At 64.5% G+C, this 22230-nt stretch carries 21 protein-coding genes; 15 read left to right on the forward strand and 6 right to left on the reverse strand.

The genetic code is table 11. The features are described from left to right. The first annotated feature begins 44 nt into the window (after nucleotides 1-44). Together J2Y63_RS03150 and J2Y63_RS03155 are read left to right on the forward strand one after the other, a co-directional pair. Nucleotides 45-1562, forward strand: a complete 1518-nt coding sequence (locus tag J2Y63_RS03150) for a GumC family protein (protein ID WP_435264884.1) — start codon at nucleotides 45-47, stop codon at nucleotides 1560-1562. 617 nt (nucleotides 1563-2179) lie between these two features. Continuing rightward, nucleotides 2180-2815 (forward strand): DUF1062 domain-containing protein, encoded by a 636-nt coding sequence (locus tag J2Y63_RS03155; RefSeq protein WP_435264885.1) that lies wholly within the window; start codon nucleotides 2180-2182, stop codon nucleotides 2813-2815. A 126-nt stretch (nucleotides 2816-2941) separates the two neighbouring features. Here the strand turns inward: J2Y63_RS03155 and J2Y63_RS03160 are convergent, their stop codons facing one another. Both J2Y63_RS03160 and J2Y63_RS03165 read right to left on the reverse strand, forming a co-directional pair. Beyond that, the gene (locus J2Y63_RS03160; protein ID WP_435264886.1) at nucleotides 2942-3223 is read right to left on the reverse strand and encodes a muconolactone Delta-isomerase family protein; all 282 of its coding nucleotides are present in this window, start codon (nucleotides 3221-3223) and stop codon (nucleotides 2942-2944) included. A 9-nt stretch (nucleotides 3224-3232) separates the two neighbouring features. Further along, nucleotides 3233-4261 (reverse strand): LacI family DNA-binding transcriptional regulator, encoded by a 1029-nt coding sequence (locus J2Y63_RS03165; protein WP_435264887.1) that lies wholly within the window; start codon nucleotides 4259-4261, stop codon nucleotides 3233-3235. 141 nt (nucleotides 4262-4402) lie between these two features. On the opposite strand from J2Y63_RS03165, the gene J2Y63_RS03170 reads away from it, so the two are divergent. The 12 genes from J2Y63_RS03170 to J2Y63_RS03225 all read left to right on the forward strand — a co-directional run bounded on the left by J2Y63_RS03170 (nucleotide 4403) and on the right by J2Y63_RS03225 (nucleotide 17580). Then, nucleotides 4403-5611 carry a CaiB/BaiF CoA transferase family protein gene (locus tag J2Y63_RS03170; RefSeq protein ID WP_435264888.1) on the forward strand — a complete coding sequence of 403 codons (1209 nt, stop codon included), beginning with the start codon at nucleotides 4403-4405 and terminating at the stop codon, nucleotides 5609-5611. Further along, nucleotides 5611-6435 carry a 3-ketoacyl-ACP reductase gene (locus J2Y63_RS03175; protein WP_435264889.1) on the forward strand — a complete coding sequence of 275 codons (825 nt, stop codon included), beginning with the start codon at nucleotides 5611-5613 and terminating at the stop codon, nucleotides 6433-6435. Before J2Y63_RS03170 ends, J2Y63_RS03175 begins: the two co-directional genes overlap by 1 nt. Nucleotides 6436-6483: 48 nt before the next feature. Beyond that, nucleotides 6484-7977 (forward strand): sugar ABC transporter ATP-binding protein, encoded by a 1494-nt coding sequence (locus tag J2Y63_RS03180; RefSeq protein WP_435264890.1) that lies wholly within the window; start codon nucleotides 6484-6486, stop codon nucleotides 7975-7977. Nucleotides 7978-7987: 10 nt separating this feature from the next. After that, complete coding sequence (locus J2Y63_RS03185; protein WP_435264891.1) at nucleotides 7988-9454, forward strand: aldehyde dehydrogenase family protein; 1467 nt, start codon at nucleotides 7988-7990, stop codon at nucleotides 9452-9454. Nucleotides 9455-9456: 2 nt separating this feature from the next. Then, nucleotides 9457-10305, forward strand: coding sequence for a Cof-type HAD-IIB family hydrolase (locus J2Y63_RS03190; RefSeq protein ID WP_435264892.1), 849 nt, complete (start codon nucleotides 9457-9459; stop codon nucleotides 10303-10305). Further along, complete coding sequence (locus tag J2Y63_RS03195) at nucleotides 10298-11290, forward strand: ABC transporter permease (protein WP_256114587.1); 993 nt, start codon at nucleotides 10298-10300, stop codon at nucleotides 11288-11290. Before J2Y63_RS03190 ends, J2Y63_RS03195 begins: the two co-directional genes overlap by 8 nt. 65 nt (nucleotides 11291-11355) lie before the next feature. Beyond that, nucleotides 11356-12309 (forward strand): substrate-binding domain-containing protein, encoded by a 954-nt coding sequence (locus tag J2Y63_RS03200; protein ID WP_435264893.1) that lies wholly within the window; start codon nucleotides 11356-11358, stop codon nucleotides 12307-12309. Between the two features lie 62 nt (nucleotides 12310-12371). After that, nucleotides 12372-13337 carry a dihydrodipicolinate synthase family protein gene (locus J2Y63_RS03205; RefSeq protein WP_435264894.1) on the forward strand — a complete coding sequence of 322 codons (966 nt, stop codon included), beginning with the start codon at nucleotides 12372-12374 and terminating at the stop codon, nucleotides 13335-13337. Nucleotides 13338-13340: 3 nt separating this feature from the next. After that, a complete protein-coding gene (locus tag J2Y63_RS03210; protein WP_435264895.1) occupies nucleotides 13341-14114 on the forward strand; it encodes an enoyl-CoA hydratase-related protein in 774 nt (257 codons plus the stop codon). Between the two features lie 28 nt (nucleotides 14115-14142). Next, the gene (locus tag J2Y63_RS03215; protein ID WP_435264896.1) at nucleotides 14143-15726 is read left to right on the forward strand and encodes a GMC family oxidoreductase; all 1584 of its coding nucleotides are present in this window, start codon (nucleotides 14143-14145) and stop codon (nucleotides 15724-15726) included. Between the two features lie 8 nt (nucleotides 15727-15734). Then, nucleotides 15735-16226, forward strand: a complete 492-nt coding sequence (locus J2Y63_RS03220; RefSeq protein WP_435264897.1) for a cupin domain-containing protein — start codon at nucleotides 15735-15737, stop codon at nucleotides 16224-16226. 70 nt (nucleotides 16227-16296) lie between these two features. Continuing rightward, entirely contained in the window at nucleotides 16297-17580 is a 1284-nt protein-coding gene (locus tag J2Y63_RS03225; protein ID WP_435264898.1) for a cystathionine gamma-synthase family protein, read from the forward strand. Nucleotides 17581-17584: 4 nt separating this feature from the next. Here the strand turns inward: J2Y63_RS03225 and J2Y63_RS03230 are convergent, their stop codons facing one another. The 4 genes from J2Y63_RS03230 to J2Y63_RS03245 form a co-directional block, all read right to left on the reverse strand. Continuing rightward, entirely contained in the window at nucleotides 17585-18187 is a 603-nt protein-coding gene (locus J2Y63_RS03230; RefSeq protein ID WP_435264899.1) for a hypothetical protein, read from the reverse strand. A 77-nt stretch (nucleotides 18188-18264) separates the two neighbouring features. Then, nucleotides 18265-19965 carry a flotillin family protein gene (locus J2Y63_RS03235; protein ID WP_435264900.1) on the reverse strand — a complete coding sequence of 567 codons (1701 nt, stop codon included), beginning with the start codon at nucleotides 19963-19965 and terminating at the stop codon, nucleotides 18265-18267. 6 nt (nucleotides 19966-19971) lie between these two features. After that, on the reverse strand, nucleotides 19972-20628 hold the full coding sequence (locus J2Y63_RS03240; RefSeq protein ID WP_435264901.1) for an OB-fold-containig protein: 657 nt from the start codon (nucleotides 20626-20628) through the stop codon (nucleotides 19972-19974). After that, nucleotides 20628-21737, reverse strand: a complete 1110-nt coding sequence (locus tag J2Y63_RS03245; protein ID WP_435264902.1) for a PspA/IM30 family protein — start codon at nucleotides 21735-21737, stop codon at nucleotides 20628-20630. The genes J2Y63_RS03240 and J2Y63_RS03245 overlap by 1 nt, the downstream gene beginning before the upstream one ends. A 180-nt stretch (nucleotides 21738-21917) precedes the next feature. On the opposite strand from J2Y63_RS03245, the gene J2Y63_RS03250 reads away from it, so the two are divergent. Then, a complete protein-coding gene (locus J2Y63_RS03250; protein WP_435264903.1) occupies nucleotides 21918-22163 on the forward strand; it encodes a hypothetical protein in 246 nt (81 codons plus the stop codon). The last annotated feature ends 67 nt before the right edge of the window (nucleotides 22164-22230 follow it).

The raw sequence follows: 22230 nt of genomic DNA on the forward strand, positions 1-22230 counted from the left end.
CCCCTTATTTGCATGATGTAATTTCATTTCTGCCGAGCGGGTCTATGACGAACACCTCCATGGAAAACCGAGATGGCGAAGGGTTGATCGACCCTTGGGCGATTGCGCGCAAGCTGTATCAACGCCTGCCGCTCATCGCGCTTATCGCGATAGTGGTCGTGGGGCTCACCGCCGCCTATGTCTTCACCGCCGCACCCGTCTACACCGCCTGGACGCGCATCGTCGTCGATCCGGCGAGCCGCAAACCCTTCGAGGACAAGAACGCGCCGTCGCTGCTCGGCAGCGAAGTGCTCGGCCTCGATACCCAGCTCCTGATCGTCTCGTCCGCCGCCGTGCTGGAACCCGTGGTCGCCGAACTCAAGCTGACGGAAGACCCGGAATTCGCCAAGGAGGCAGCCGGCGACGCGCCCGAGCGGCGTGCCGCTAAGGTGATGGCCGCGCTTGCCAAGGCCGTGACCGTTTCCCGCGAGGGCGCGACCTATATCATCTCGATCGGCGTCAAGTCGCAGAGCGCCCAGAAATCCGCCGACCTGTCGCAAGCCATCGCAAAATCCTACCTCCGCGAACAGCAGCAGTTTCAGCTCAACTCCTCCCAGCAACTCGCCGAACAGATCGACAGCCGCCTCGTCGGCCTGCGCGAGCGCGTCCGCGAGACGGAGGAGAAGGTACAAAAATTTCGCGCCGAAAAGCGGCTGCAAAGCGCCGTGGACGGGTCCTTGCTCGTCGGCCAGGAACTGGGCGGCCTGAATGCGCAGCTCGTGGAAGCGCGCAGCGCGCTGGCCACCGCGACGGCGGCGAGCGAGGAGATCCAGCGTTATTTCCAGCGCGAGATCGAGCCGACCGCCCTTGGCGAAGTCGTCAACTCCCCGCGCGTCACGCAGTTGCTGCAGGAATATTCGCGCGCGGTCCGCAGCGAAGCATCGCTGGCCTCGGGACTCCTGCCGCAGCATCCCTCGCTTTTGAGGGCGAAGGCCGAGGTTGCGCGCATTTCCTCGCTGGTGAGGGCTGAAATCCAGTCGATCGGCGAGGGCAAGAAGGTCGAGCTCGACGTCGCCCAGCAGCGCGTGGCGAACCTGGAACGCCAGATGGAGACAGTGCGGTCGTCTTCCAATGTCGGCGAAGAGGACCTGATCATGCTGCGCGAGCTGGAGACCGAGGCAAAATCGACCCGCGCGGTCTATGAGAACGTGCTCGGCCGGGCCAAGGAAGTGGCCAACCTCGAACAGATCACCATGCCTGTCGCCCGTATCATCAGCCCGGCGCAGCCGCCGGAAGACCCGTCCTGGCCCCGCAAGAAGGTGCTGGTCGCGCTTGCCGGGGTGGTGGGCGTGGCGCTCGGTGTCTTCCTGGTCGTGGTGCTGGAAGTCTGGCGCCAGCTTCGCGCCCGCTATTCGCCTGCACCTGTCGTCAGCGAAAGCAAGGTCGAGCCGGTCGAAACCGTGGTGGTGGAAGCCGCGCCGGTGGAAACCGTTCAGGTCACGGAGACGGTCCAGCCCGTTCCCAGGCGGCGCATCGTCTATACCGGCTCGCCCAAGATATCGACCGGCTATCCCAAGCGCTGACACAAGCTCAGGCGTTAACTGTTTCAGCATTTTGGTTTTCGGTAAGGCGGTCCTCGCGGCTATAGTCGCGAGGATGCTGACTACAGTCTATGCCATCATAGCCGTCCTGTTCCTTGTGCTGACCTTCCTCGAAGGCCGGCGAAAGGACTTGCCTTGGAGCCCGTACCGGGCTTTCGGCTTGTTGCTCTGCGCGGTGTGGCCGGCGCTTCTCGTCTATGTGTTGGCCACCGCGGCAATCGAGCATTCTGGCGAACGATCTTCGAAGATCGCGAAACGGCGGGACGGATTTTGAATCCCGCACACTTTTAAAGTGCTTTTGCCTTTGTTATGGCTGACGGCGAAGAGCGTTGGCGCACAGAGGTTCCGTTTTGCCGTCGTAAACACCGGTCTCATCCAGTTTCACCCTCATAGGGCATGCGGCGCGCCTTGCGCTACGCGGCCCTGTGCCATGTTCATCGGGTGGTGGTCTGAGACCGGTTTGGCATTGTCGAAATGTGCCATGCGCAGCCCTCCGGCTGCCCAGCTCTTCCAACACTCGAAACACCGCCACGCCGTGCCCTGACGGGCTTCTCACGACCTCATCTTGGTGGACTTCCTGTTTGGAAGACCAAGACGGTATGTGCAATCTTCTCAAGGTCCGATGGACCATCATTCCCCGGACACCCCCGCAGCCCTGGATCGTTTGCGCCACATGCGGCGGGCCAAAACCCTTCCGGGCGAGCGACAAGCTGCGGCTGAACGCCAACGGAAAAAGGCTCGATGCCTGGCTGATCTACAAGTGCCTGTCCTGCGACAAGACGTGGAACCGGCCGCTGTTAGAACGGCAGGCCGTTCGCGACATCGACCCGGCAACGCTGGTCGCATTGCAGAGCAACGACCGGCAGTGGCTCCGCCGCCACGCCTTCGACATCGAGGCCTTGCGCCACAAGGCGAAGCGCGTCGATACCTTTGCCGAGAGCGATGTCGACAAGGTAGTGCTGGCGGCAGGCCCGCAATGGGGTCTCATGGAGATCACCTTCTCGGTGCCGACAACCGCCTCCATTCGCCTCGACCGGTTGCTGGCATCCGAGTTGGGGCTCTCCCGCACGCGCCTGCACGTCTTTTACGACACGGGAAAACTTCGGCCCGATCCGGAGCGAAAGGACGCCCTACGCCGAGCGCCGAAGGATGGCGGGCGGGCGACCATCGATGCGGCCGATTTGCCGGAGCGTGACGACATCGCGCTAAACGCCAGAGGAGAAAGGCCCGCCTGACGCTGCAAGACCCCGCCACAGATCCAGACCGTTGCATCCGGATCTGTGGCTGGTGTCACGCGCTCATCTGGGGACCGGTGGTCTTGATCGCCGTTTTTGAAGAGGCCCATCAAGGGCCGCCATTCATTACGGCGTGAAGCCCCCGTAGGGTTTCAGGGGGATGACGTCGAAGGCGATCATGCCGGCGGCGGCGAGGGGCAGGGTGGCGAGCGTTTCGTGCACGGCGTCCAGCGTGTCCGCCTCGACGATTTGGCAGGCGCCGGGCTGGTCGCCGCGGTGCCAGATTTGGCGGGTGAAGCCGGCGGCGTAGAGTTCGCGGGCGCGCGCACCTTCCAGCGGCACGACGGGCGCGAAGTCGGCATCGGAAAACCGGTCCGTGAGGCGGCGGGATATGACGAGAAACTGCATGTCGGTTCCTTAGCGGGCGATGGGTGCGGTGCTGGCGCGCACGACCAGCCGCAGCGGCAGTTCGCGCTGGCGCATGTGCTCACGCTGGGCGGGGGTGGCGAGAAGGTAATCGCCGGCAATCGTGCCCATCTCGCGGGCGGGCACCTCGACGGTGGTGAGGTCCGGCGTCGTCAGTTCGGCGATTTCCAGATTGTCGAAACCGAGGATCGAGACGTCGCGCGGCACGCTCAGGCCCTTGTCGTGGCAATATTTGATGGCGCCGGCAGCGATAATGTCGCTGCCGCAGAAGATGGCGCTCGGCGGCTGTTCCGCGGCCATCAGCGCCTGCATGCCGGCACGCCCACCCTCGATCTTGTAGGCGGATTCGACGACCGGAATCTCCGCTTTCCCAAGCCCGCTCTTGACGAGTTCCTCGAGGAAGCCGTTGCGACGCGAGGCGGCGCGGTCGTTGTCGCGGGTGATGCCGGCGATCATGGCGATGCGTTTATGGCCGAGGTCGAGCAGGTAGCGCGCCGCCATGCGACCCGCCTTCACATTGTCGAAGCCGATCGCCGCGCCGACCGCCGTGGCATCGGACGTGTAGGTGTAGACGTAAGGAATGTTGCGCTGCTCCAGCATGGCGAGCGTTTCTGGCCGGTGCGTTGAGCCGACCAGCACGATCGCCTCGACGCCGCGCTCGACCAGAAGCCGCGCCTGCTCGAGCTCCATGTCGACATCGTAGAACGAGGTGCTGATGATGATCGATACGTCCCGCTCAGAAAGCCGGGTCTGGAGGCTGTTGACCATGGTGGCGTAGATTGCGTGGTCGAGCGTCGGGATGATCGCGCCGACGAGGCGGGTGCGCGTGGAGCGCAGTGCGCGCGCCGAGCCGTTCGGCACGTAGCCGAGGTCGGTGGCGGCCTTCAGCACGCGCTCGCGCACGCCGAGCCCCACCTTCGGATTGTTGTTGAGCACGCGAGAGACCGTCGCGGGGGAACAGCCTGCCCGCTTCGCCACGTCGACCAGCTTTGCGTCCAGGCGATCTGTTTCTGTGTTCACGGGATGTGGCCTCCGGATTCGTGAAATCGATTTATCAAATGTCTCTGCTGAAAATGCAAGCTTTGAAGAATATTCAGGAAAGCCAGTTGACAGAGAAATGGAAAAATGTGAAATCGATTTCACGAAAGTTTGGGAGGAACCATGCTTCTTGACGGTATCAGGGTCGTCAGCTTCTGCCATTTCCTGCAGGGGCCGGCCGCAGACCAATATCTCGCCGACATGGGCGCCGACGTCATCAAGGTCGAGCCGCTGACCGGCGCCTATGAGCGGCAATGGTCGGGCGCCGATGTCTATGTGGAGGGCGTCAGCGGCTTCTATCTCTGCGCCAACCGCAACAAGCGCTCCATCGCCATCGACCTGAAGAGCGAAGAGGGCAAGGCTGTCGCGGCAAAGCTGATCGCCGGTGCCGACGTGGTGCTGGAGAATTTTCGCCCCGGCGTCTTTTCCCGGCTCGGTTTCGACGATGCGCGGTTGAAGGAACTCAATCCGGCGCTGATCTTCGCCTCCGCAAGCGGCTTCGGCTCCACCGGTCCGCTGGCGCAGAAGCCGGGGCAGGATCTGCTGGTCCAGGCTCGCGCCGGCCTTATCGGCGTCACCGGGACGCCGCAGGGCGGGCCGACCCCGGTAGGTGCGGCGGTCGTTGATCAGCATGGCGGCGCGCTGCTCGCCATGGGCATTCTTGGTGCGCTCGTCCGCCGCCTGCGCGACGGCAAAGGCACGCGTGTCGAGGGCAGCCTGCTTAATGCCGGCATCGATCTTCAGGGCGAGCCGCTGGTCAACTGGCTGGCTGGCGATATCGAGCGCAAGGCTTTGAAGCGCGAGCGCAATCTTGCCACCTGGTTCCACCAGGCTCCCTATGGCGTCTACCCGGCGTCCGACGGCCATATCGTCGTGTCGCTCTGCGAAACCGAAAACCTGGCGGATGCCGTCGACAGTGACGGGCTTCGCGCGCTGGCCGGCAAGGACCGCTACGAGGAGCGCGACGCTTTCGCGCGGCTTCTGGCGGAAGCCACGCCGAATTTCACGATGGAGGAACTCGGCGAGCGTTTCGACCGGTTCAATGTCTGGTGGGCGCCGGTCAACTATTACGACCAGCTGCTCGACGATCCGCAGTTGAAGCATGCCGAGGTCTTCCGCGAGGTCGATGTGCGCGGGCGGAAAATCCACCTCGTCAACCACCCGAACCGCTACGACGGCAAGGTGCCGGAGCTGCGCGTGCTGGCGCTCGATATCGGCGAGCACACGCGCGAAATCCTCGCCGAGCATGACTACAGCAAGGCCGAGATCGAAGGGCTGATCGCAAACCGCGCCGTGGTCGCGGCGGATGCGGCAAAGAAGGGAGCGGCGTGATGGCTGGGTTGAGGCTCGACAAGACGGGGCTGCCGTTGCCGGAGCGCCCCGCCACGGCCAAGCGCGGCGTCGCCGTCGTCACCGGCGCGCGGCGTGGCATCGGCCGGGCGATCTGCGCGGCGCTGGCTGAGGCTGGTTACGACATCGCGGTCATCGATATTTCCCGCGACGGTGCGGAGGAGACGGTCGAGGGCGTGACGGGGCTGGGCGGCAAGGCCGGCTTCTACGAGATGGATATTTCGCGCACGCAGGATTTCACCAAGGTCATGGCGGCGATCGAGGCCGATCTCGGGCCGATCGACTGCCTGGTGAACAATGCCGGCGTGCAGGTTTCCGAGCGCGGTGATCTCTTGGATGTATCGGAGGAAAGCTTCGACCGGCTGCTGAACGTCAACCTGCGCGGCACCTTTTTCTTCACCCAGGCGGTGGCGCGGCGCATGGTCGAGCGGGCCCAGCCGCCGGAACACCGGTCCATCGTCTTCATCACTTCGGCGAACGCCCATCTCGTCTCGCCGGAAAAGGGGCCGTACTGCATCTCGAAGGCCGGTCTGTCGATGGCCTCGCAGCAGTTCGCGCTGCGGCTCGCGGAGCACGGCATCGGCGTCTACGAGATCCGCCCCGGCCTCATCCGCACCGACATGACAGCCGACGTGGTGGAACGCTACAGCGACGGCATCGAGAACGGCACGCTCTCGGCGATCCGCCGCTGGGGCCAACCGGAGGACATTGCGCGCGGCATCGCGACGCTGGTGACCGGCGGCATGCCGTTCAGCACGGGCGATGTCTACAACATAGGCGGCGGCATGCAGATCCCGCGGCTTTAGCTTTCGGCTGGTTGAGAAAACGATTTCACGGATGATAGGAGAGAGGACATGATGGCTCCGATCCTGGAGATGAAGGGGATCCACAAGCGGTTCCCCGGCGTCTATGCCCTGAAGGATGTCAGCTTTTCCGTCCGGCGCGGCAGCGTGCATGGGCTGATCGGTGAGAACGGTGCCGGCAAGTCCACGCTGATGCGCATCCTCTCCGGCGCGCATCGCGCGAGCGAAGGCTCGGTCGCCATCGATGGTGCAGAAATCGACAACCCGACGCCGGAACGCATGCTGGAACTCGGCGTCGCCGTTATCTACCAGGAACTCGCCCAGACGCCGCACCTGACGGTCGCCGAAAATATCTTCCTCGGCCGGCTGCCGAAAAACGCGCTCGGCCTCGTCAATTGGCGCAAGGCGCGGGCGGATGCGCGGGCCGTGCTGCAGGACCTCAATTTCAACGTCAATCCGGCGGCGCGCATCGATAAGCTCAGCGTCGCGCAGCGCCAGATGGTGGAGATCGCCAAGGCGATCTCGCGCCATGCCCGCATCGTCGTGCTCGACGAGCCCTCCGCCGTGCTGGGCGACAGCGAACTCGTTAATCTCTTCGCCATGATCCGGCGGCTCAGCCGCGAGCAGGGCGTGTCCTTCATCTACATCTCGCACCGGCTGAAGGAGCTTTACGAGATCTGCGACGACGTCACGGTGCTGCGCGACGGGCAGGTGATCTCCAGTACGCCGATCGCCGGCACCACGACGGAAAGCCTGATCCGCCAGATGGTCGGGCGCGAGATGAACGACATTTTTCCCGAACGCGGGACCCCGCGCGACGACATCCGACTGGCTGTCTCCGGGCTCAACCGAAAGGGCGTACTGAAGGACATCAGCTTCGACGTGCGGCAAGGCGAGATTTTCGGCATTTGCGGGCTGGCGGGTTCGGGGCGTACCGAGGTGCTGCGCGCGGTTGCCGGCGCCGACCGCATCGACAGCGGCGAGATCCGCGTCGATGGTAAGGCGCTGTCGGTGAACAGCCCGCGCACGGCGCTTGCCAATGGCATCGGCCTGTTGCCGGAAGACCGCAAGACGGAAGGGCTGTTCCTCGACCAGTCCGTGGCCTTCAACGTCACCATCTCGTCGCTCGGTGCGCTTGCGTCCGGTGGGTTCCTGAAGGCGGGCGAGGAGCGCGCCAAGGTCGCCGAATATATCCGGCAGATGCGCATCAAGACCCCCTCGGACGCCACTCGGGTGCGAACCCTTTCCGGCGGCAACCAGCAGAAATGCGGCATTGCCCGGCAGCTCAGCGCAGGCACGCAGATCCTGCTCGTCGACGAGCCGACCCGCGGCGTCGATGTCGCCGCCAAGCGGGAAATCTACGATCTGCTCGTGCGGCTCACCAAGGATATGGGCGCCGCCGTGGTGATGGTGTCGTCGGAACTGCCGGAGGTCCTCGGGCTCTGCGATCGCATCATGGTGATGCGGCAGGGCGAGGTGTCGGCGATCGTCGACGGCAAAAGCGCCAGCGAGGAAACGCTGATGGCCCACGCGGTCTGGAATTGAGGAGAATGACATGACGGTTCGTGATTACAGCCACTATATCGCCGGCGCCTTCGAGGCCTGGAACGGCGAAACGGTCGAGCGGCGCTCGCCTGCGAGCGGCGAAGTGGTGGCCCGCTATGCGAGCGGCACACCGGCCGATATCGACCGCGCCGTCGATGCCGCACGCAACGCTTTCGAAAGCGGCGTCTGGTCGGAGCTGAGCGGCATGGAGCGCGCCGAAGTCCTCAACCGGCTCGCTGACCTGATCCAGGAGAATTTCGAGCAGCTCGTGCGCATCGAGGTCGAGGAGACCGGCAAGCCGATCCGCTTTGCTCGCGGCGATATCAATGGTGCGGTCGGGCTCACGCGCTATGCCGCCTCGCTCGGCATGCAGATGGCCGGCACGACCTACACCAATCTCGGCCGCGACCGCACCGCGCTCATCATGCGCGAGCCGGTTGGCGTGGTTGGCCTCGTCACGCCGTGGAATTTCCCGGTCCTGATCCTCATGCAGAAGGTGCCGTTTGCGCTTGCCGCCGGCTGCACGGTGGTGGTGAAGCCTTCGGAATTCACCTCCGGCAGCACGCTGGAAATCGCCGCACTCGCCTCGAAGGCGGGCCTGCCGGATGGCGTCTTCAACGTGGTGAGCGGCAAGGGCGCCGTCGTCGGGCAGCGGCTGACCGATCATCCGGGCGTGGACTTCATCTCGTTCACCGGCTCCACCCGCGTCGGCCGCAACGTCATCGAAAGTTCGGCAAAGAACATCGTCAAGACCTCCATGGAGCTCGGCGGCAAGTCGGCCAACATCGTCTTTGCCGATGCGGACCTCGACGCCGCCGTGGACGGCGCGCTGATGGGCGTGTTCTTCAACAATGGCGAATGCTGCGTCTCGGGCTCGCGGCTCTTTGTGCAGTCCGCTGTCGCGGATGAATTCATCGCCCGCGTCGCCCGCCGTGCTTCGGAATTGAAGGTCGGCGACCCTTTCGACGACAAGACCGATATCGGCGCGATGATCGACGAGAACCATTTTGGCAAGGTGCTGGATTTCGTGAAATCCGGCGTGGCCGAAGGCGCGAAACTGCTGACGGGCGGGGAGGCGGCCAAGCTTGGCGCTGGCCACTACGTGCAGCCGACCGTGTTCGACCATGTGACGCCGTCGATGACGATCTTCCAGGAGGAAATCTTCGGCCCCGTGCTGAGCGTCACGCGTTTCGACACGCTGGACGAGGTGATCCGCCTTGCCAATGACAGCCAATACGGCCTGTCGAACTATGTCTGGTCGAAGAACATCGACACCGTCATGACCGTCTCCAAGCGGCTGAAGAGCGGCTGGGTGCAGGCCAACACCATCATCGATGGCGCGCCTCAATTGCCGCTGACCGGCGTCAAGGGCTCCGGCTTCGGCTACGAGATGGGTCAGGCCGGCTTCGAGGAATTCACGCAGCTCAAGACGCTCTTCCTGCACACCGGCCCGCGCCAGCCGGTTTTCGGGAGCTGAGCATGGCGCCGATCACCCTCCTCGTCTCCGATGTCGACCGAACGCTGCTGACGCACGACTACGTCCTGCGGGACGACGTTGCCAGCGCGCTCGCGCGGCTGCGGGCGGCGGGCGTGCAGGTGGTGCTTGCCACCGCGCGGTCGCCGGAGGCGGTGCGGCCCTATGCCGAACGTCTCGGCGCGACGGGCCTTGCCATCTGCTTCAACGGCGGCTGGATCGGCGATCTCGACACAGGCGAAGCGCATGTCAGCACGCCGGTTCCGCGCGACGATGCGCTCGCAGTGATGGCGGCTGCGCAGGAGATCGGCGTGGTCGCGCTCTGGTACGGCGCAGGCGGCGTCAGCACGACTGGCGAGCATCCCCTCGCATTGCGCGAGGCGAAGATCACCGGCGAAAACCTGCGCGTTGTCGATGGCCTCGCAGACCTGCCCGGCGAGCCGGGCAAGATCATGTGCGTCCGCGCCGACCCCGACGACGACACCGGATTTGCCGCAATGCGGCTGCGGTTTTTCGACAGCCTTGCCGTGGCGGGCTCGCATCCGCGCCTGCTTGAGATCGGGCCGCAAGGTGTTTCGAAACGCGCCGCCGTCGAATGGGTCGCCCGGCATCTCGGTGCCGATCAGGCGTCCACGGCTGCGGCCGGTGACGCGGAGAACGATCTCGACATGCTGCACTGGGCCGGCACGCGGCTGACGGTCGAAAACGGCATCGATGAAGTGAAGCGCATCGCGGATTTCGTCGCCCCGTCCTGTGACGCGGGTGGGCTTGCCGTCGCCGTGGACTGGCTGATGGGCGAGCGGATGCCCATAGAGCCGACAAGCACCCCGCAGGGAGGAAGAAGGAATGGCTGACATGGCAACGCGGCAGGAAATGGGACTGGCGCCCGGCGGCTTCTCGCGCATCGTGACGGTGCTGCAAAGCCTCGGGCTGTTCTGGGTGCTCGTGGCGCTCTGCGCCGTGGCCGTCTATCTCTCGCCGAGCTTCTTCCAGTTCGGCAACATGATGAATGTCGGGCGGCAGGTCGCGCTCTTCGGCATCGTAAGCATCGGCATGACCTTCGTCATCCTGACGCGCGGCATCGATCTCTCCGTCGGCTCCATCGTCGGCGTCGTTGCGGTCTCCACGGCCATGCTGCTGTCGGCGGGCTTTTCCATTCCGGTGGTGATGGGCATCGCGCTGGTGCTCGGCATGCTCTTCGGCGCCTTCAATGGCGCGGGCATCGTGCTCTGCGGCATGCCGCCCTTCATCATGACGCTCGGCACGCTCGTCATGGGCCGCGGCATCGCGATGACCATCGCCAATGGCGAGCCGCAGATGCTGGGCGAGGCGACCGATGCCTTCTATTTCCTCGGCGGCGGCTTCCTGCTCGGCATTCCGGTGCCGATCTGGATCTTTGCCTTCGTGGCACTCGTCGCCTTTGTCGTACTGCGCTCCACCGCCTTCGGTCGCCAGGTCTATGCGGTCGGCTCGAATGCGGAGGCCGCCCGCCTTGCCGGCATCCGTGTCGGTGCGGTGCTGATGTCGGTCTATGTCATCTCCGGCATGCTGGCCGCCGTCACTGCACTGATCACCGTTTCGCGCCTCACCGTCGGTGAACCGACCGCCGGCAGCAATCTCGAACTCGAAGCCATCGCCATCGTCGTCATCGGCGGCACCAGCCTGTTCGGCGGCGAGGGCGGCGTGGTCGGCACGGTCATTGGTGCTGCCATCATCGCCGTCATCGCCAATATCCTCAATCTTCTGGGAATTTCGCCCTTCACCCAGCAGATCGTCAAAGGCGCGATCATCATCGCCGCCGTGATGTTCGAGGTCTACCGCCATCGCCAGAAGGCCTGACATTCCGCGGGCGCCGGGGGCGCCGGGATCCATGAGCAATGTTCATCAACGGGAGGAGTAATACAATGAACACCAGTCGCAGACAGTTCCTGACACTTTCGGCCGCCATCGCCGCCGCTGCCGGCACCGTGGGGCTGCCGTTCCGCAGTGCCTTTGCCGAGGGCACGATCAAGGTCGGTTTCAGCCAGGGCACGATGAACCATCCGTGGCGCATCGCCATGGTCGAGGTGAACCGGCAATATGCCAAGGAGAACTACTCCGACCTCGAACTGATCGTCACCGACGGCAACAATGACGCCGCAAAGCAGGTGGCGGACGTCGAAAGCCTGATCGCGCAGGGCATCCAGGTCCTCGTCATCTCGCCGCTCACCGAACAGGCGCTGACGCCCGTGGTGCGCGATGCCATGGCGGCCGGCATTCCGGTGCTGACCCTCGACCGCAAGGTCAATACGGATGTCACCTGCCATCTCGGCGGCCTCAACCTGCCGCTCGGCGAGGGTGCCGGCAAATTCCTGATCAACGCGCTGCCGAATGGCGGCGGCATCATCGAGTTGCAGGGCACGGCCGGCGCCTCGGCGACGAACGACCGCCACAACGGCTTCAAGAGCGTCATCGAGGGCAATGCTGCCTTCAAGGTGATCGCCGAGCAGAACTGCGACTACACGCGCGACAAGGCCGTGAAGTTCATGGAGGACATGGTCCAGCGCTTCAAGCCGGGCGAGATCCAGGCGATCTATGCGCACAATGACGAGATGGCGCTCGGCGCGGTGCAAGTGCTGGAAGCCGCCGGTCGCCTCGAAGGCGTCAAGGTCATCGGCATGGACGGCCAGAACACGGCCTTCCAGGCGATCAAGGACGGCAAGATGTCGGCCTGCTTCATCTACCCGTTCTGCGCGCCGGAAGGCATCCAGACCGCACACAAGATCGCCAAGGGCGAGGCCGTCGACAAGGAAATCATCCTGCCGACCGTCGAAGTCACCAGCGCCAATGTCGACCAGTTCCTCGGCAAGGGCATCTAGCAACATAAGCGCCGGGCCGCGTCGCAAGGCGCGGCCCGTGCGGTTCCATGGAAGGAAGAAAGATGGCATCCGTTCGTCACTACGATAATCCCAGAGGCGTGATCCCCGCCGTGCTCATGCCGTTCACCGCCGACCTCGCGGTGGATGAGAAGGCATATCGCAAGCACCTCGCCGACGTTGCCGGTGTGGAGGGCATCAGCGCGATCACCATCAACGGCCACGCCGCCGAGGTGGCCTCGCTGACGATCGAGGAGCAATACCGCGCGATCGCCGTCACCAAGGAGGTTCTGGAAGAGCGGGTGCCGACGATCGTCGCCGTCTATACCAACTCCACGCTGGAAGCCGCGCGCATCGCCCGCAAGGCGCAGGACGAGGGCGCAAACGGGCTCTTGGTCTTCCCGCCGGAGGTCATGGTGCTCGGTGGCCATCTGCGCCCGGAAATGGCGCGCGAACATTTCAAGCGCATCACCGATGCATCCGACCTGCCGATCATCCACTACCAGTTTCCGCTGAATTCCAATCTCGCCTATCCGCTGCCGACGCTGCTGGAGCTGTGCAACCAGTTCCCCTCGATCAAGGCGATCAAGGACAATTGCGGCGATGGCAATCTGCATGAACGGCAGATCCGCGAGCTGAAGGCGCTGGATCGCCCGGTAAACACGCTGACGACGCACAGCTCCTGGCTGCTCGGATCGCTGGCGCTCGGCTGCGATGGGCTCTTGTCCGGTGCCGGCTCGGTGATTGCCAACCTTCAGGTGGCGCTCTTCCGCGCGGTGCAGGCCGGCGATCTCCATGCCGCCAAGGCGATCAACGACCGGATCTACCCGACCGTGCGCGCCTTCTATGACCATCCGCTGCTCGACATGCACAACCGCATGAAAGAGGCCCTTGTCATTCTCGGCCGCTGGGACGAGGCTCATGTTCGCCCGCCGCTGATGAAGCCGACACCGGCCGAGATCGAAAAGATCCGGCAGTGCCTCACCCGCGCGGGCCTGACTGCGGAAACGCTCTACAAGAAGGTTGCCTGAAACATGACTGTACTCGTGCTCGGCGAACGGCCGGCACCCGGCGTGCTGCGCCTCACGCTGAACAGGCCGGACAAGCTGAACGCCCTTTCCAAGGACCTCCTCGGCGAACTCACCGGCCTGCTCCGCGATGCACGGGAGGACGCCGGCATAGGCTGCGTCATCCTGACGGGAGCCGGGCGTGCCTTTTCGGCCGGCGCGGACATTTCGGACATGCTGGAGCGCGGCGTCGCCTCCTATGCCGATCCCGAGCGTCTGGCGCGGTGGGCGGAGATCCAGGATTTCCCGAAGCCGATCATCGCGGCGGTAAATGGTTTTGCACTGGGCGGCGGTCTTGAACTGGCGCTGCTCTGCGACATCATCCTCGCGGCCGACACGGCAAAATTCGCGACGCCGGAAATCAACATCGGGTCCTTTCCTGGCGACGGCGGCACGCAGAGGCTGCCGCGGCTGGTCGGCCGGAGCTTTGCCATGCAGATGGTGTTGACCGGCCAGATGGTCGATGCGGCACTTGCCGAGCGCAAGGGATTAGTCAGCGAAATCATGCCGCTGGAGGCGCTTGCAGAGAGAGCACTGGAGATAGCTTCGGCGATTGCCGCACAGTCCGTCGCGATCACGCCCTATGCAAAAAGGGCGGTGAAGGCGGCGGATGAACATTCGCTGGCGGACGGGCTGCGCGTCGAGCACGCGCTGACGGTCGAGGCGTTCGATACCGAAGACAGGATGGAAGGACTTCGGGCATTTGCGGAAAAGCGCAAGCCGAAGTTCCAGGGCAGATAGGGGTCCCGAGGCGGATCGGGAGGATGGAATGCAGACATTCGACTATATCATTTCGGGCGCCGGCTCGGCGGGCTGCGTCATCGCCAATCGGCTGACCGAAGATCCGTCCGTGAAGGTGCTGCTGCTCGAAGCCGGCAGCCGGGACTGGAACCCGATGATCCATATTCCGGGCGGCATCGGCAAGCTGTTCGGGCCGGGCGTCAACTGGCGGTTCAAGACGGTGCCGCAGAAGAACCTCGACAATCGCGAGATCTGGTATCCGCAGGGCAAGACGCTCGGTGGTTCCAGCTCGATCAACGCGATGATCTACATCCGCGGCCAGCGGGAGGACTACGACAACTGGGCGGCTCTCGGCAATGACGGCTGGAGCTATGAGGATGTGCTGCCCTATTTCCGCAAGTCGGAAGACAATGAGCGGCTGGTCAGCGAATATCACGGGCAGGGTGGTCCGCTCTGGGTGTCGGACCAGGTCAATCCGCACGAATTGTCCAAGGCCTTCGTGCGCGCCTGCCAGCGCTGGGGCCTGCCCTACAATCCAGATTTCAACGGCGAGACGCAGCATGGTGCCGGCCTCTACCAGGTCACCTGCCGGGGTGGCCGCCGACGCAGCTCCGCCGTCTCCTACCTGCACCCCGTGCGTTCGCGCAAGAACCTCACCGTGATGACGGGTGCCCGCGCCATCCGCATCGTCATGGAGGGTACGCGCGCCGTGGGGCTGGAGGTCGCGCAGGGCCGCTCCGTCCAGATTTTTCGCGCGGACCGCGAGGTCATCGTCACCAGCGGCGCGCTCAACTCGCCGCGCCTGCTGATGCTCTCCGGTCTCGGTGATGCCGACGAGCTGAAGCCGCTCGGCATCAAGCCGCAGGTCGACCTCAAGGGCGTCGGAAAGAACCTTCAGGACCACCTTTGCTCCAACGTGCACGTCACGCTCAAGGAACCTATCAGCTATGACGGTCAGGACCGTTACCCGAAGGCGATCCTGCACGGCATCCGCTGGCTGCTCTATCGCAATGGCCCGGCAGCCTCTGTCATCGTCGAGGGCGGCGGTTTTGCCTCCAGCGAGGGCAATGGCCGGCCGGACATGCAGATCCATGTCGCGCCGGCCATGGTGGTGCGCGGCGGGCAGACGCAGCTCGACGGCCATGGCTTTACCGTCAACACCACGTTCCTGCGCCCGCAAAGTATTGGCTCGATCAAGCTCGCCTCAGCGCGGCCGGAAGACGAGCCGCTGATCGATCCGAATTATCACGGCGCGGAATACGACCGGACCATGTCGCTGAAATCGATCGAGACGACCCGCGAAATCCTCTCCCAGCCCGACATCGCGAAATATATCAAGATCGAGCGCTTGCCGGGGCCGGACGCGAAGACGAAGGAGGAAATCATGGCCTATGTGCGCCAGTATGCCTGCTGCGATTACCACCCCGTCGGCACCTGCAAGATGGGCATCGACGAGACCTCCGTCGTCGATCCGCAGCTTCGGGTGCGCGGCGTGGAAGGGCTCCGCGTCGCCGATTCCTCGATCATGCCGGTCTTGCTCAGCGGTAATACCAACGCGCCCTCGATGATGATCGGCGAAAAGGCCGCCGACATGATCCGGCAATCGCATTGAGGCCGACGATGACGTCCGACAGGCCCGGCATCCTCGTGGTCGGCCCGGAGGGCGGGCGGCGACTCTGGCAGCCGTCGCCGGCGAACGGCTCGGTCGATATCCGCGTGACGCCGGAGGATGTGGCGCTGCGCACGCCCTACAGTTTCGGCGAGCAATGCATCCCGCCGGGTTCACGCGTGCCGGAGCATGCCCATCCCGATCACGATGAATTCTTGCATTTTCTCGCCGGCTCCGGCGTGGCGATCCTCGATGGCGAGGAGCACACGATCGTGCCTGGAACGACGATCGTCGTCGGCGCCAACCGCCGCCATTCCTTCGTCAACACTGGCGAGGCCGACTTGCGGTGGCTTTGGTTCATCCAGCCGAACGGCCTCGAAATCTACTTTGCCGAGGTCGGCATTCCGGTCACGCCGGGCGAAAGCGCGCCGGAACCTTTCAGGCGTCGGCCGGAGACGCCCTATGCCGATGTTTTCGCACCCAGGGAGGCGCGCGCCAAATAACAGGACCAGGCCACCCGTATCTGGTGTAACTTGCGACGCACAGCCCGTGACTCATCAAGGGAGACGTCTGATGACTGCGCCGCACCCCTCCAGAACCCATATCGGCAACCACGCCCTGCATCCCGAAACGCAGATGCTGAACTATGGCTACGACCCCGAACTCTCCGAAGGGGCCGTCAAGCCGCCGGTTTTCCTGACGTCCACCTTCGTCTTTGCGTCGGCGGAGGATGGCCGGGATTTCTTCGACTATGTGTCCGGTCGTAAGGAGCCGCCGGAGGGCAGGGGCGCCGGCCTCGTGTATTCGCGCTTCAATCATCCCAACAGCGAGATCGTTGAGGATCGCCTGGCGGTCTATGAGCGCACGGAGAGCTGCGCGCTGTTCTCGTCCGGCATGTCGGCCATCGCGACGACGCTGCTCGCTTTCGTTCGGCCGGGCGATACGGTGCTGCATTCCCAGCCGCTCTATGGCGGCACGGAAACACTGCTCGCCAAGACGTTCCTCAATCTCGGCGTCTCGGCCGTGGGTTTTGCCGACGGGGTCGACGAAGCCTCGGTGAAGGCGGCGGCGGACGAAGCGGTGGCCAAGGGCCGCGTCTCGGTCATCCTGATTGAAACGCCGGCCAACCCGACCAATAGCATCGTCGATGTCGCGATGATCCGCCGCATCGCGGATGCGATCGGTGAGAAGCAGGGCCACACGCCGCTCATCGCCTGCGACAACACGCTGCTGGGGCCGGTCTTCCAGCGGCCGCTCGAACACGGCGCGGATATTTCACTCTACTCGCTGACGAAATATGTCGGCGGCCATTCCGACCTGATCGCCGGGGCGGCGCTCGGCCGCAAGGCGGTGATGAAGCAGATCAAGGCGCTGCGTGGCGCGATCGGCACGCAGCTCGATCCGCATTCCTGCTGGATGCTCGGCCGCTCGCTGGAGACGCTGCAACTCCGCATGGAGCGGGCCAACAACAATGCGAAGGCCGTCGCCGATTTCCTGCGCGAGCATCCCAAGGTCGAACGCATCCACTACCTGCCGTACAACGCGCCGGACTCGCCCATCGGCCGCACCTTCTCCGCCCAGTGCGGCGGTGCCGGATCGACCTTCTCCTTCGACATCAAGGGCGGCCAGCCGGCGTCGTTCAAGTTCCTCAACGCGCTGAAGATCTTCAAGCTCGCCGTCAGCCTCGGCGGAACGGAATCACTTGCCTCCCATCCGGCAACGATGACCCATTCCGGCGTGCCGCTGGAGGTGCGCCAGCGCATCGGCGTGCTGGAATCGACGATCCGGCTGTCGATCGGCATCGAGCATCCCGACGACCTGATCGCCGACCTGACGCTGGCGCTCGACGAGGCGTGACGTTTCAGGGCGCCGGCCGGGGGAGACGCACTTGCGTCAGCGTCTTGATCCGGCCGGGCCGCAGTCCCTTCAACTGGGTCAGCAGGCTCTTTGCGGCGTCATTGCCATAGGCGCGCCGGCTGACGCCGAGCAGCATGACGCCCCTGTTGCCGCCGGCATCGCTGTAGCGGGCATAGCGGTAGGCGTTCCACTCGACGATATATTGCCCGTTGGCGTCCTTGCTGCTGACAATGAAATCCAGCAAGGCCTCGCCGGCCGCTTCGTTCTGGATCACCTCCATGTTGACGAGCGGGTCGGTCGCCTTGCGCTGCTTCAGCATGTCGACCTGCGCGCGAACGGCATCCATGACGGCGATGCCGCTGGTGACCGTCTCGACCAGCACCATCTGGTCGTATCGTTCGGCGCTCTGGTCGGCCGGAAGGTATTCCTGCTTGATGTAGGTTTTGGAGGGTTGCGAACTCCAGGCGAGCACAAAGGCCTCGCCCTCGAAATCGATCGGTCCGGGCACGCCGAGCCGGTCCGTTGCCTGTGCGAAAGCGGATGTCGCCATTAGCGCGAAGGTCAGAAGGGCTGCGCCGAGGCGAGCGATGGAAAGGGTGGCTGGCATGGCCTGTCTCCTTCGTCCTGTCCGGAAATGGCAAGGCCGCCGGGTTTTAGCCGGCGGCCTTGCATTGTTCGGGATGCTCAATCCGCATCGTCAGCCTGGACCCGGGCACTTCCATTGAGTGTCCTTGCCGCGGGGTTGCCGATGGCGGCGCCGAGCAGGGCCTGGGTCGGGTCCGCCCCCTTGAAGCCCGCCTGCGCGAGGATCTCGTCGAGGATGGGTTTCTGGGCGGTGAAGTTCAAAAGCTGGCTGCTGAGGTCGCCGACCGGATTGCCTGCGCCGTCGCCGCCATTGCCGCCCAGCGCGCCTGCAAGGCCGCCGGCGCTGAAGATGCGGATGTCGGAAATCTTTTCGATCGGCTTCATCGCCTGTTCCAGCGCTTGCGGGATGATGGCGATGCGTGCCCGCGCCAGCTCGAATTCGACGATGGCGGGCGACAGGGCGTTGCGGGCTTCGTTGAGCGCGCGTTCCGCCTGGGCTTCGGCCTGGCCGAGTTCGATGACGCCGGTCGCCTTGATCTTGGCGGCTTCCGCATCGGCCTGGGCCTGGATCTTGATCGCGGCCGCGAGGTTTTCCGCCGCCTGCCGCTCTGCTTCCGCCTTCACGGTGATGGCGGTCGCTGCCTGTTCGGCTTCCTTGCGCGCATCGAGCACGGCGATGCGCTTGGCGCGCTCGGCGATCTCGACTTCGCGTGCGGTCGTCACCTGTTCCTCGGCGGTGATGGCCGAGGCCTTGGCTTCGTCCGCCTTGGCACGCGCAGCCTGCTCCTGTTCGCTCTTCTCCGCGACGGCGATCGCGGCGTCGATACGGGCGGTTTCCGTCACCCGACGGGCTTCGGCTTCCCGCTCGGCAATGCCGCGTTCTGCGTCAATGCGGGCGGTTTCCTTGGCCTGGCGCGCCTGGGAGTCGCGCTCGGCAATGCCCTTTTCGGTGTCGAGGCGGGCGGTTTCTTCGCTCAGGCGCGCAAGCTGTTCGGCCCTTGCCGCTTCCGCGCGGGTCTCGGCCGTCTTGTTGGCGATATCGCGTTCCTGCGACAGTTCGGCGTCGCGCTGTTCGCGCTCGATCGTCAGGCGGCGGAGCGAGGCTTCGCGGTCCTTGGTGGCGATCTCCACCTCGTTGTCGCGCACGATCTGGTTGCGTTCGCGCTTGCGCTCCTCGGTGATCTTGGTGAGCGCGGTCAGGCCCTCAGCGTCGAACGTGTTGTTCGGGTTGAAATGCTTGATGTCCGTCTGGTCGAGGCGGGTCAGCGACACCGATTCCAGCTCCAGCCCGTTCGATTGCAGGTCATGCGCGACGGCGGCCTGTACCGATTTGACGAATTCCGCGCGCTGCTCCTGCAGGTCGCGCAGCGACATGGTTGCGGCCACAGAGCGCAGGCCGTCGACGAATTTCGCCTCGACAAGTGCTTTGAGCGCGTCCGCATCGTTGGTTCGGTCGCCGAGCGTCTGGGCGGCGAGCGCGATGTTGTCCCCATCCGGCTTCACGCGGACGTAGAATTCCGCGGTGATGTCGGCGCGCATGCGGTCCTTGGTGATGAGCGATTCGTTTTCCGCGCGCTTGACTTCGAGACGCAGCGTGCTGAGCGACACCCAGGAATAGGAGTGGAAGATCGGCAGGATGATCGATCCGCCATCGAGCACGACCTTCTTGCCGCCGAGGCCGGTTCGTACATAGGCCTTGTCGCGCGTGGCGCGGGTATAGAGCGAGGTCATGATGATGCCGATGACGACGATAGCCGTCACGATGACCCCGGCGATGATTCCTACCGAGAGGAAGTCCATGTTCGTTTACCCTCCGTTGTTGGAATAAAGGTCGTCCCCCAGTGCCGCCGGCGCAGGGATGGCCTGGAAAAGGCCGTTTGCCCCATCGACGATCAGCACGGATGCGCCCGTCTCGATCACATGCCCCGGCACGGCCTGGGCGCGTAGCGTATGGATGTTGTCATAGCGGTCCTTGATGCGCACCGTGCCCGGATGGCCCTGGTCGAGCGGCCCGAGTGTCACGGTTCCTGTAAGGCCGATGAAATCGGCCTGTTCCTGCACGCTGGTCTCGTCGCGCGGGATGATCTTTGCGAGCCCCCGGCTCGACCAGCGGGTGACGGGAATGGCGATGGCGAGCGCGCCGGTGACCGCCGCATAGAGCGGAAGCGGCTCGCGGAATTGCGAAATGAAGCCCTGTAGGGCAAAGCCGGCGGCCGCAAAGGCCGAGAGCAGGATGACGGCGAGCACGAGGATCGGCACGCCGCCGGCGTTGAGCCAGGACATCCACCCGCCGAGCAGGCCGTGCTCCACGTCGCCCGGCCCGTTCAGGTCGAAGCCGTCGTCGATCAGGCCCGAGGCGGACGCCCCGAGCAGGACCGAGACGAGCTCGACGATGCCGAGGCCCGCCACCGTCAGAAGCGCGATCCAGAAAGGCGCGGTGCCCGGATGGACGATGGAATCCATCAGCGCTCACCGTGCTTGAAGGCGGAAAGGCGCGCCTCGATCGCCTTCTGGCGTTGCAGGCGGCCGAGTTCCTCGACCTCCGCCGTGCCTTCCATGGCCGGCTTCGAGGGAACGCCCGTGACGCGCTCGACGGCCTGGAGCGCATCGGCGAGGCGCTGGTCGTTGCGCTGGGAAGGGGTCGCGGCTGCCGGCACGGTGCGCTCGGCACGCTTGGCGTCCTCCAGCCGCTTCATCGCGTCGGCGCGAGCGGAGGAAATGCTGCGCAGCGTCGCCTCGGCATCGGCGATCTCGCCGGCATTTTCGAGGATGGCCTTCGACAGCGCATCGCGCTGGGCTTCCAGGTCGATCTGCACGCCGGTGGCGGCGCGGGCGAGATCTTCGCGGCCGTTTTCCAGCCCCACCTTGATCTTCTCGTCGAGGTCGCTGATTTCCGCGTCGAGGTCGTCGGCCTTGGCCTTCAGCCGGTGGCCGGCCGCCATGGCGACGCCGAGAGCGGCGCGTGCCTCCTCCGCGATGGCGCCGATTTCCCGCACGGCCTGCTGGGCGACTGCGACCGGGTTCGAGGTTTCGGCGGCATCCACCGCATTGTTGACGACACCGGCGATGACGCGCCCGAGGCGGGCAAGAATACCTTCATTGGACATGGAAGCCTCCTTTTTCGGGTGAACGCCGGCATGGATGCCGGCGTAGAGACAGATGGACGTGCCGGCAAAGACCAACCTTGCCTCGGCAAAATCCGCCCAGCCTTCCTGGTAGCCGCTCGCCGCATAGGGCAGCACGATCCGGCCGTTGAGCGTGGCGATACTGACGCTGTCCGGGCCTTTCACGGCGAAAAGCTTCGAGTCGAGCGGGATATCCGCGACGATCTCCCCGGGCTTTCGCCGGCCGTGATCGCGCAGCGCGAGCGTCACCAGGCGGGCGGGAAGGCCCGTCACCGTGCGGATCTGCTCATAGGCCGCCTGGTGCAGCGTCACGACATTGGCGCCCGGCGTCCTGTCGAGGATCGCCATGGCCTGCTGGTAGGCGGCAAGCGTCTCCGACAGCGCCTGACGCATGTCGGGCGTGGGTTGGAGGACGAGCCTGAGACTGGATGTGAACTTCGTTGCCATGCTTAAATATATAAAGCACTTCATTGGTGCTTTCAAGAGGGATTCCTGACTGGCTCTCTCTTCAACGGATGAGGTGGGCGGAACCTTCGGCCGCGCGGCCCTTCTTTTTCAGGCGAGCCGCGTTATCCTTTACGGCTGCTTGCCCGGACGGCAGGCGGCGCCAACCATCATGGAGCAGGGATGCCGCACCGGTTCGTCGACATCGTCGTCTTTCGCGCCCATCGCTTCAGCCTGGGGCTGGAGGAGGAAACCGGCGTCTATTTTCTTTCGACGCCGGTGAGCGGCTTCAACCGTGCGGTCGAATACGAGGCCTATTTCCGCATCAGCGCTGACGAGTTCGAGCGCTATCGAAGCGAGCCGGACGCGGCGGACGATTTTCTCGAAACCTGCCGCAACCACGGTAATGAAGACCGGCGATTTCCCTAAATCGACGCATGATGGTCGGCCCGGCCTTGATTTTGAAATAAGCCCTTTATGTTGATCGTCTTAGATG

This window comes from Shinella sp. BE166, from assembly GCF_051201095.1.
In the GTDB taxonomy this organism is placed as follows: Bacteria; Pseudomonadota; Alphaproteobacteria; order Rhizobiales; family Rhizobiaceae; genus Shinella; species Shinella lacus.

Bases quoted from the DNA above. Each gene is read 5' to 3' on its own strand.
- J2Y63_RS03225 (WP_435264898.1), top strand. From the start codon at position 16,297: ATGACTGCGCCGCACCCCTCCAGAACCCATATCGGCAACCACGCCCTG.
- J2Y63_RS03245 (WP_435264902.1), bottom strand. From the start codon at position 21,737: ATGGCAACGAAGTTCACATCCAGTCTCAGGCTCGTCCTCCAACCCACG.
- J2Y63_RS03205 (WP_435264894.1), top strand. From the start codon at position 12,372: ATGGCATCCGTTCGTCACTACGATAATCCCAGAGGCGTGATCCCCGCC.
- J2Y63_RS03235 (WP_435264900.1), bottom strand. From the start codon at position 19,965: ATGGACTTCCTCTCGGTAGGAATCATCGCCGGGGTCATCGTGACGGCT.
- J2Y63_RS03250 (WP_435264903.1), top strand. From the start codon at position 21,918: ATGCCGCACCGGTTCGTCGACATCGTCGTCTTTCGCGCCCATCGCTTC.
- J2Y63_RS03200 (WP_435264893.1), top strand. From the start codon at position 11,356: ATGAACACCAGTCGCAGACAGTTCCTGACACTTTCGGCCGCCATCGCC.
- J2Y63_RS03170 (WP_435264888.1), top strand. From the start codon at position 4,403: ATGCTTCTTGACGGTATCAGGGTCGTCAGCTTCTGCCATTTCCTGCAG.
- J2Y63_RS03210 (WP_435264895.1), top strand. From the start codon at position 13,341: ATGACTGTACTCGTGCTCGGCGAACGGCCGGCACCCGGCGTGCTGCGC.
- J2Y63_RS03190 (WP_435264892.1), top strand. From the start codon at position 9,457: ATGGCGCCGATCACCCTCCTCGTCTCCGATGTCGACCGAACGCTGCTG.
- J2Y63_RS03195 (WP_256114587.1), top strand. From the start codon at position 10,298: ATGGCTGACATGGCAACGCGGCAGGAAATGGGACTGGCGCCCGGCGGC.
- J2Y63_RS03215 (WP_435264896.1), top strand. From the start codon at position 14,143: ATGCAGACATTCGACTATATCATTTCGGGCGCCGGCTCGGCGGGCTGC.
- J2Y63_RS03230 (WP_435264899.1), bottom strand. From the start codon at position 18,187: ATGCCAGCCACCCTTTCCATCGCTCGCCTCGGCGCAGCCCTTCTGACC.
- J2Y63_RS03240 (WP_435264901.1), bottom strand. From the start codon at position 20,628: ATGGATTCCATCGTCCATCCGGGCACCGCGCCTTTCTGGATCGCGCTT.
- J2Y63_RS03155 (WP_435264885.1), top strand. From the start codon at position 2,180: ATGTGCAATCTTCTCAAGGTCCGATGGACCATCATTCCCCGGACACCC.
- J2Y63_RS03150 (WP_435264884.1), top strand. From the start codon at position 45: ATGACGAACACCTCCATGGAAAACCGAGATGGCGAAGGGTTGATCGAC.
- J2Y63_RS03185 (WP_435264891.1), top strand. From the start codon at position 7,988: ATGACGGTTCGTGATTACAGCCACTATATCGCCGGCGCCTTCGAGGCC.
- J2Y63_RS03180 (WP_435264890.1), top strand. From the start codon at position 6,484: ATGATGGCTCCGATCCTGGAGATGAAGGGGATCCACAAGCGGTTCCCC.
- J2Y63_RS03160 (WP_435264886.1), bottom strand. From the start codon at position 3,223: ATGCAGTTTCTCGTCATATCCCGCCGCCTCACGGACCGGTTTTCCGAT.
- J2Y63_RS03220 (WP_435264897.1), top strand. From the start codon at position 15,735: ATGACGTCCGACAGGCCCGGCATCCTCGTGGTCGGCCCGGAGGGCGGG.
- J2Y63_RS03175 (WP_435264889.1), top strand. From the start codon at position 5,611: ATGGCTGGGTTGAGGCTCGACAAGACGGGGCTGCCGTTGCCGGAGCGC.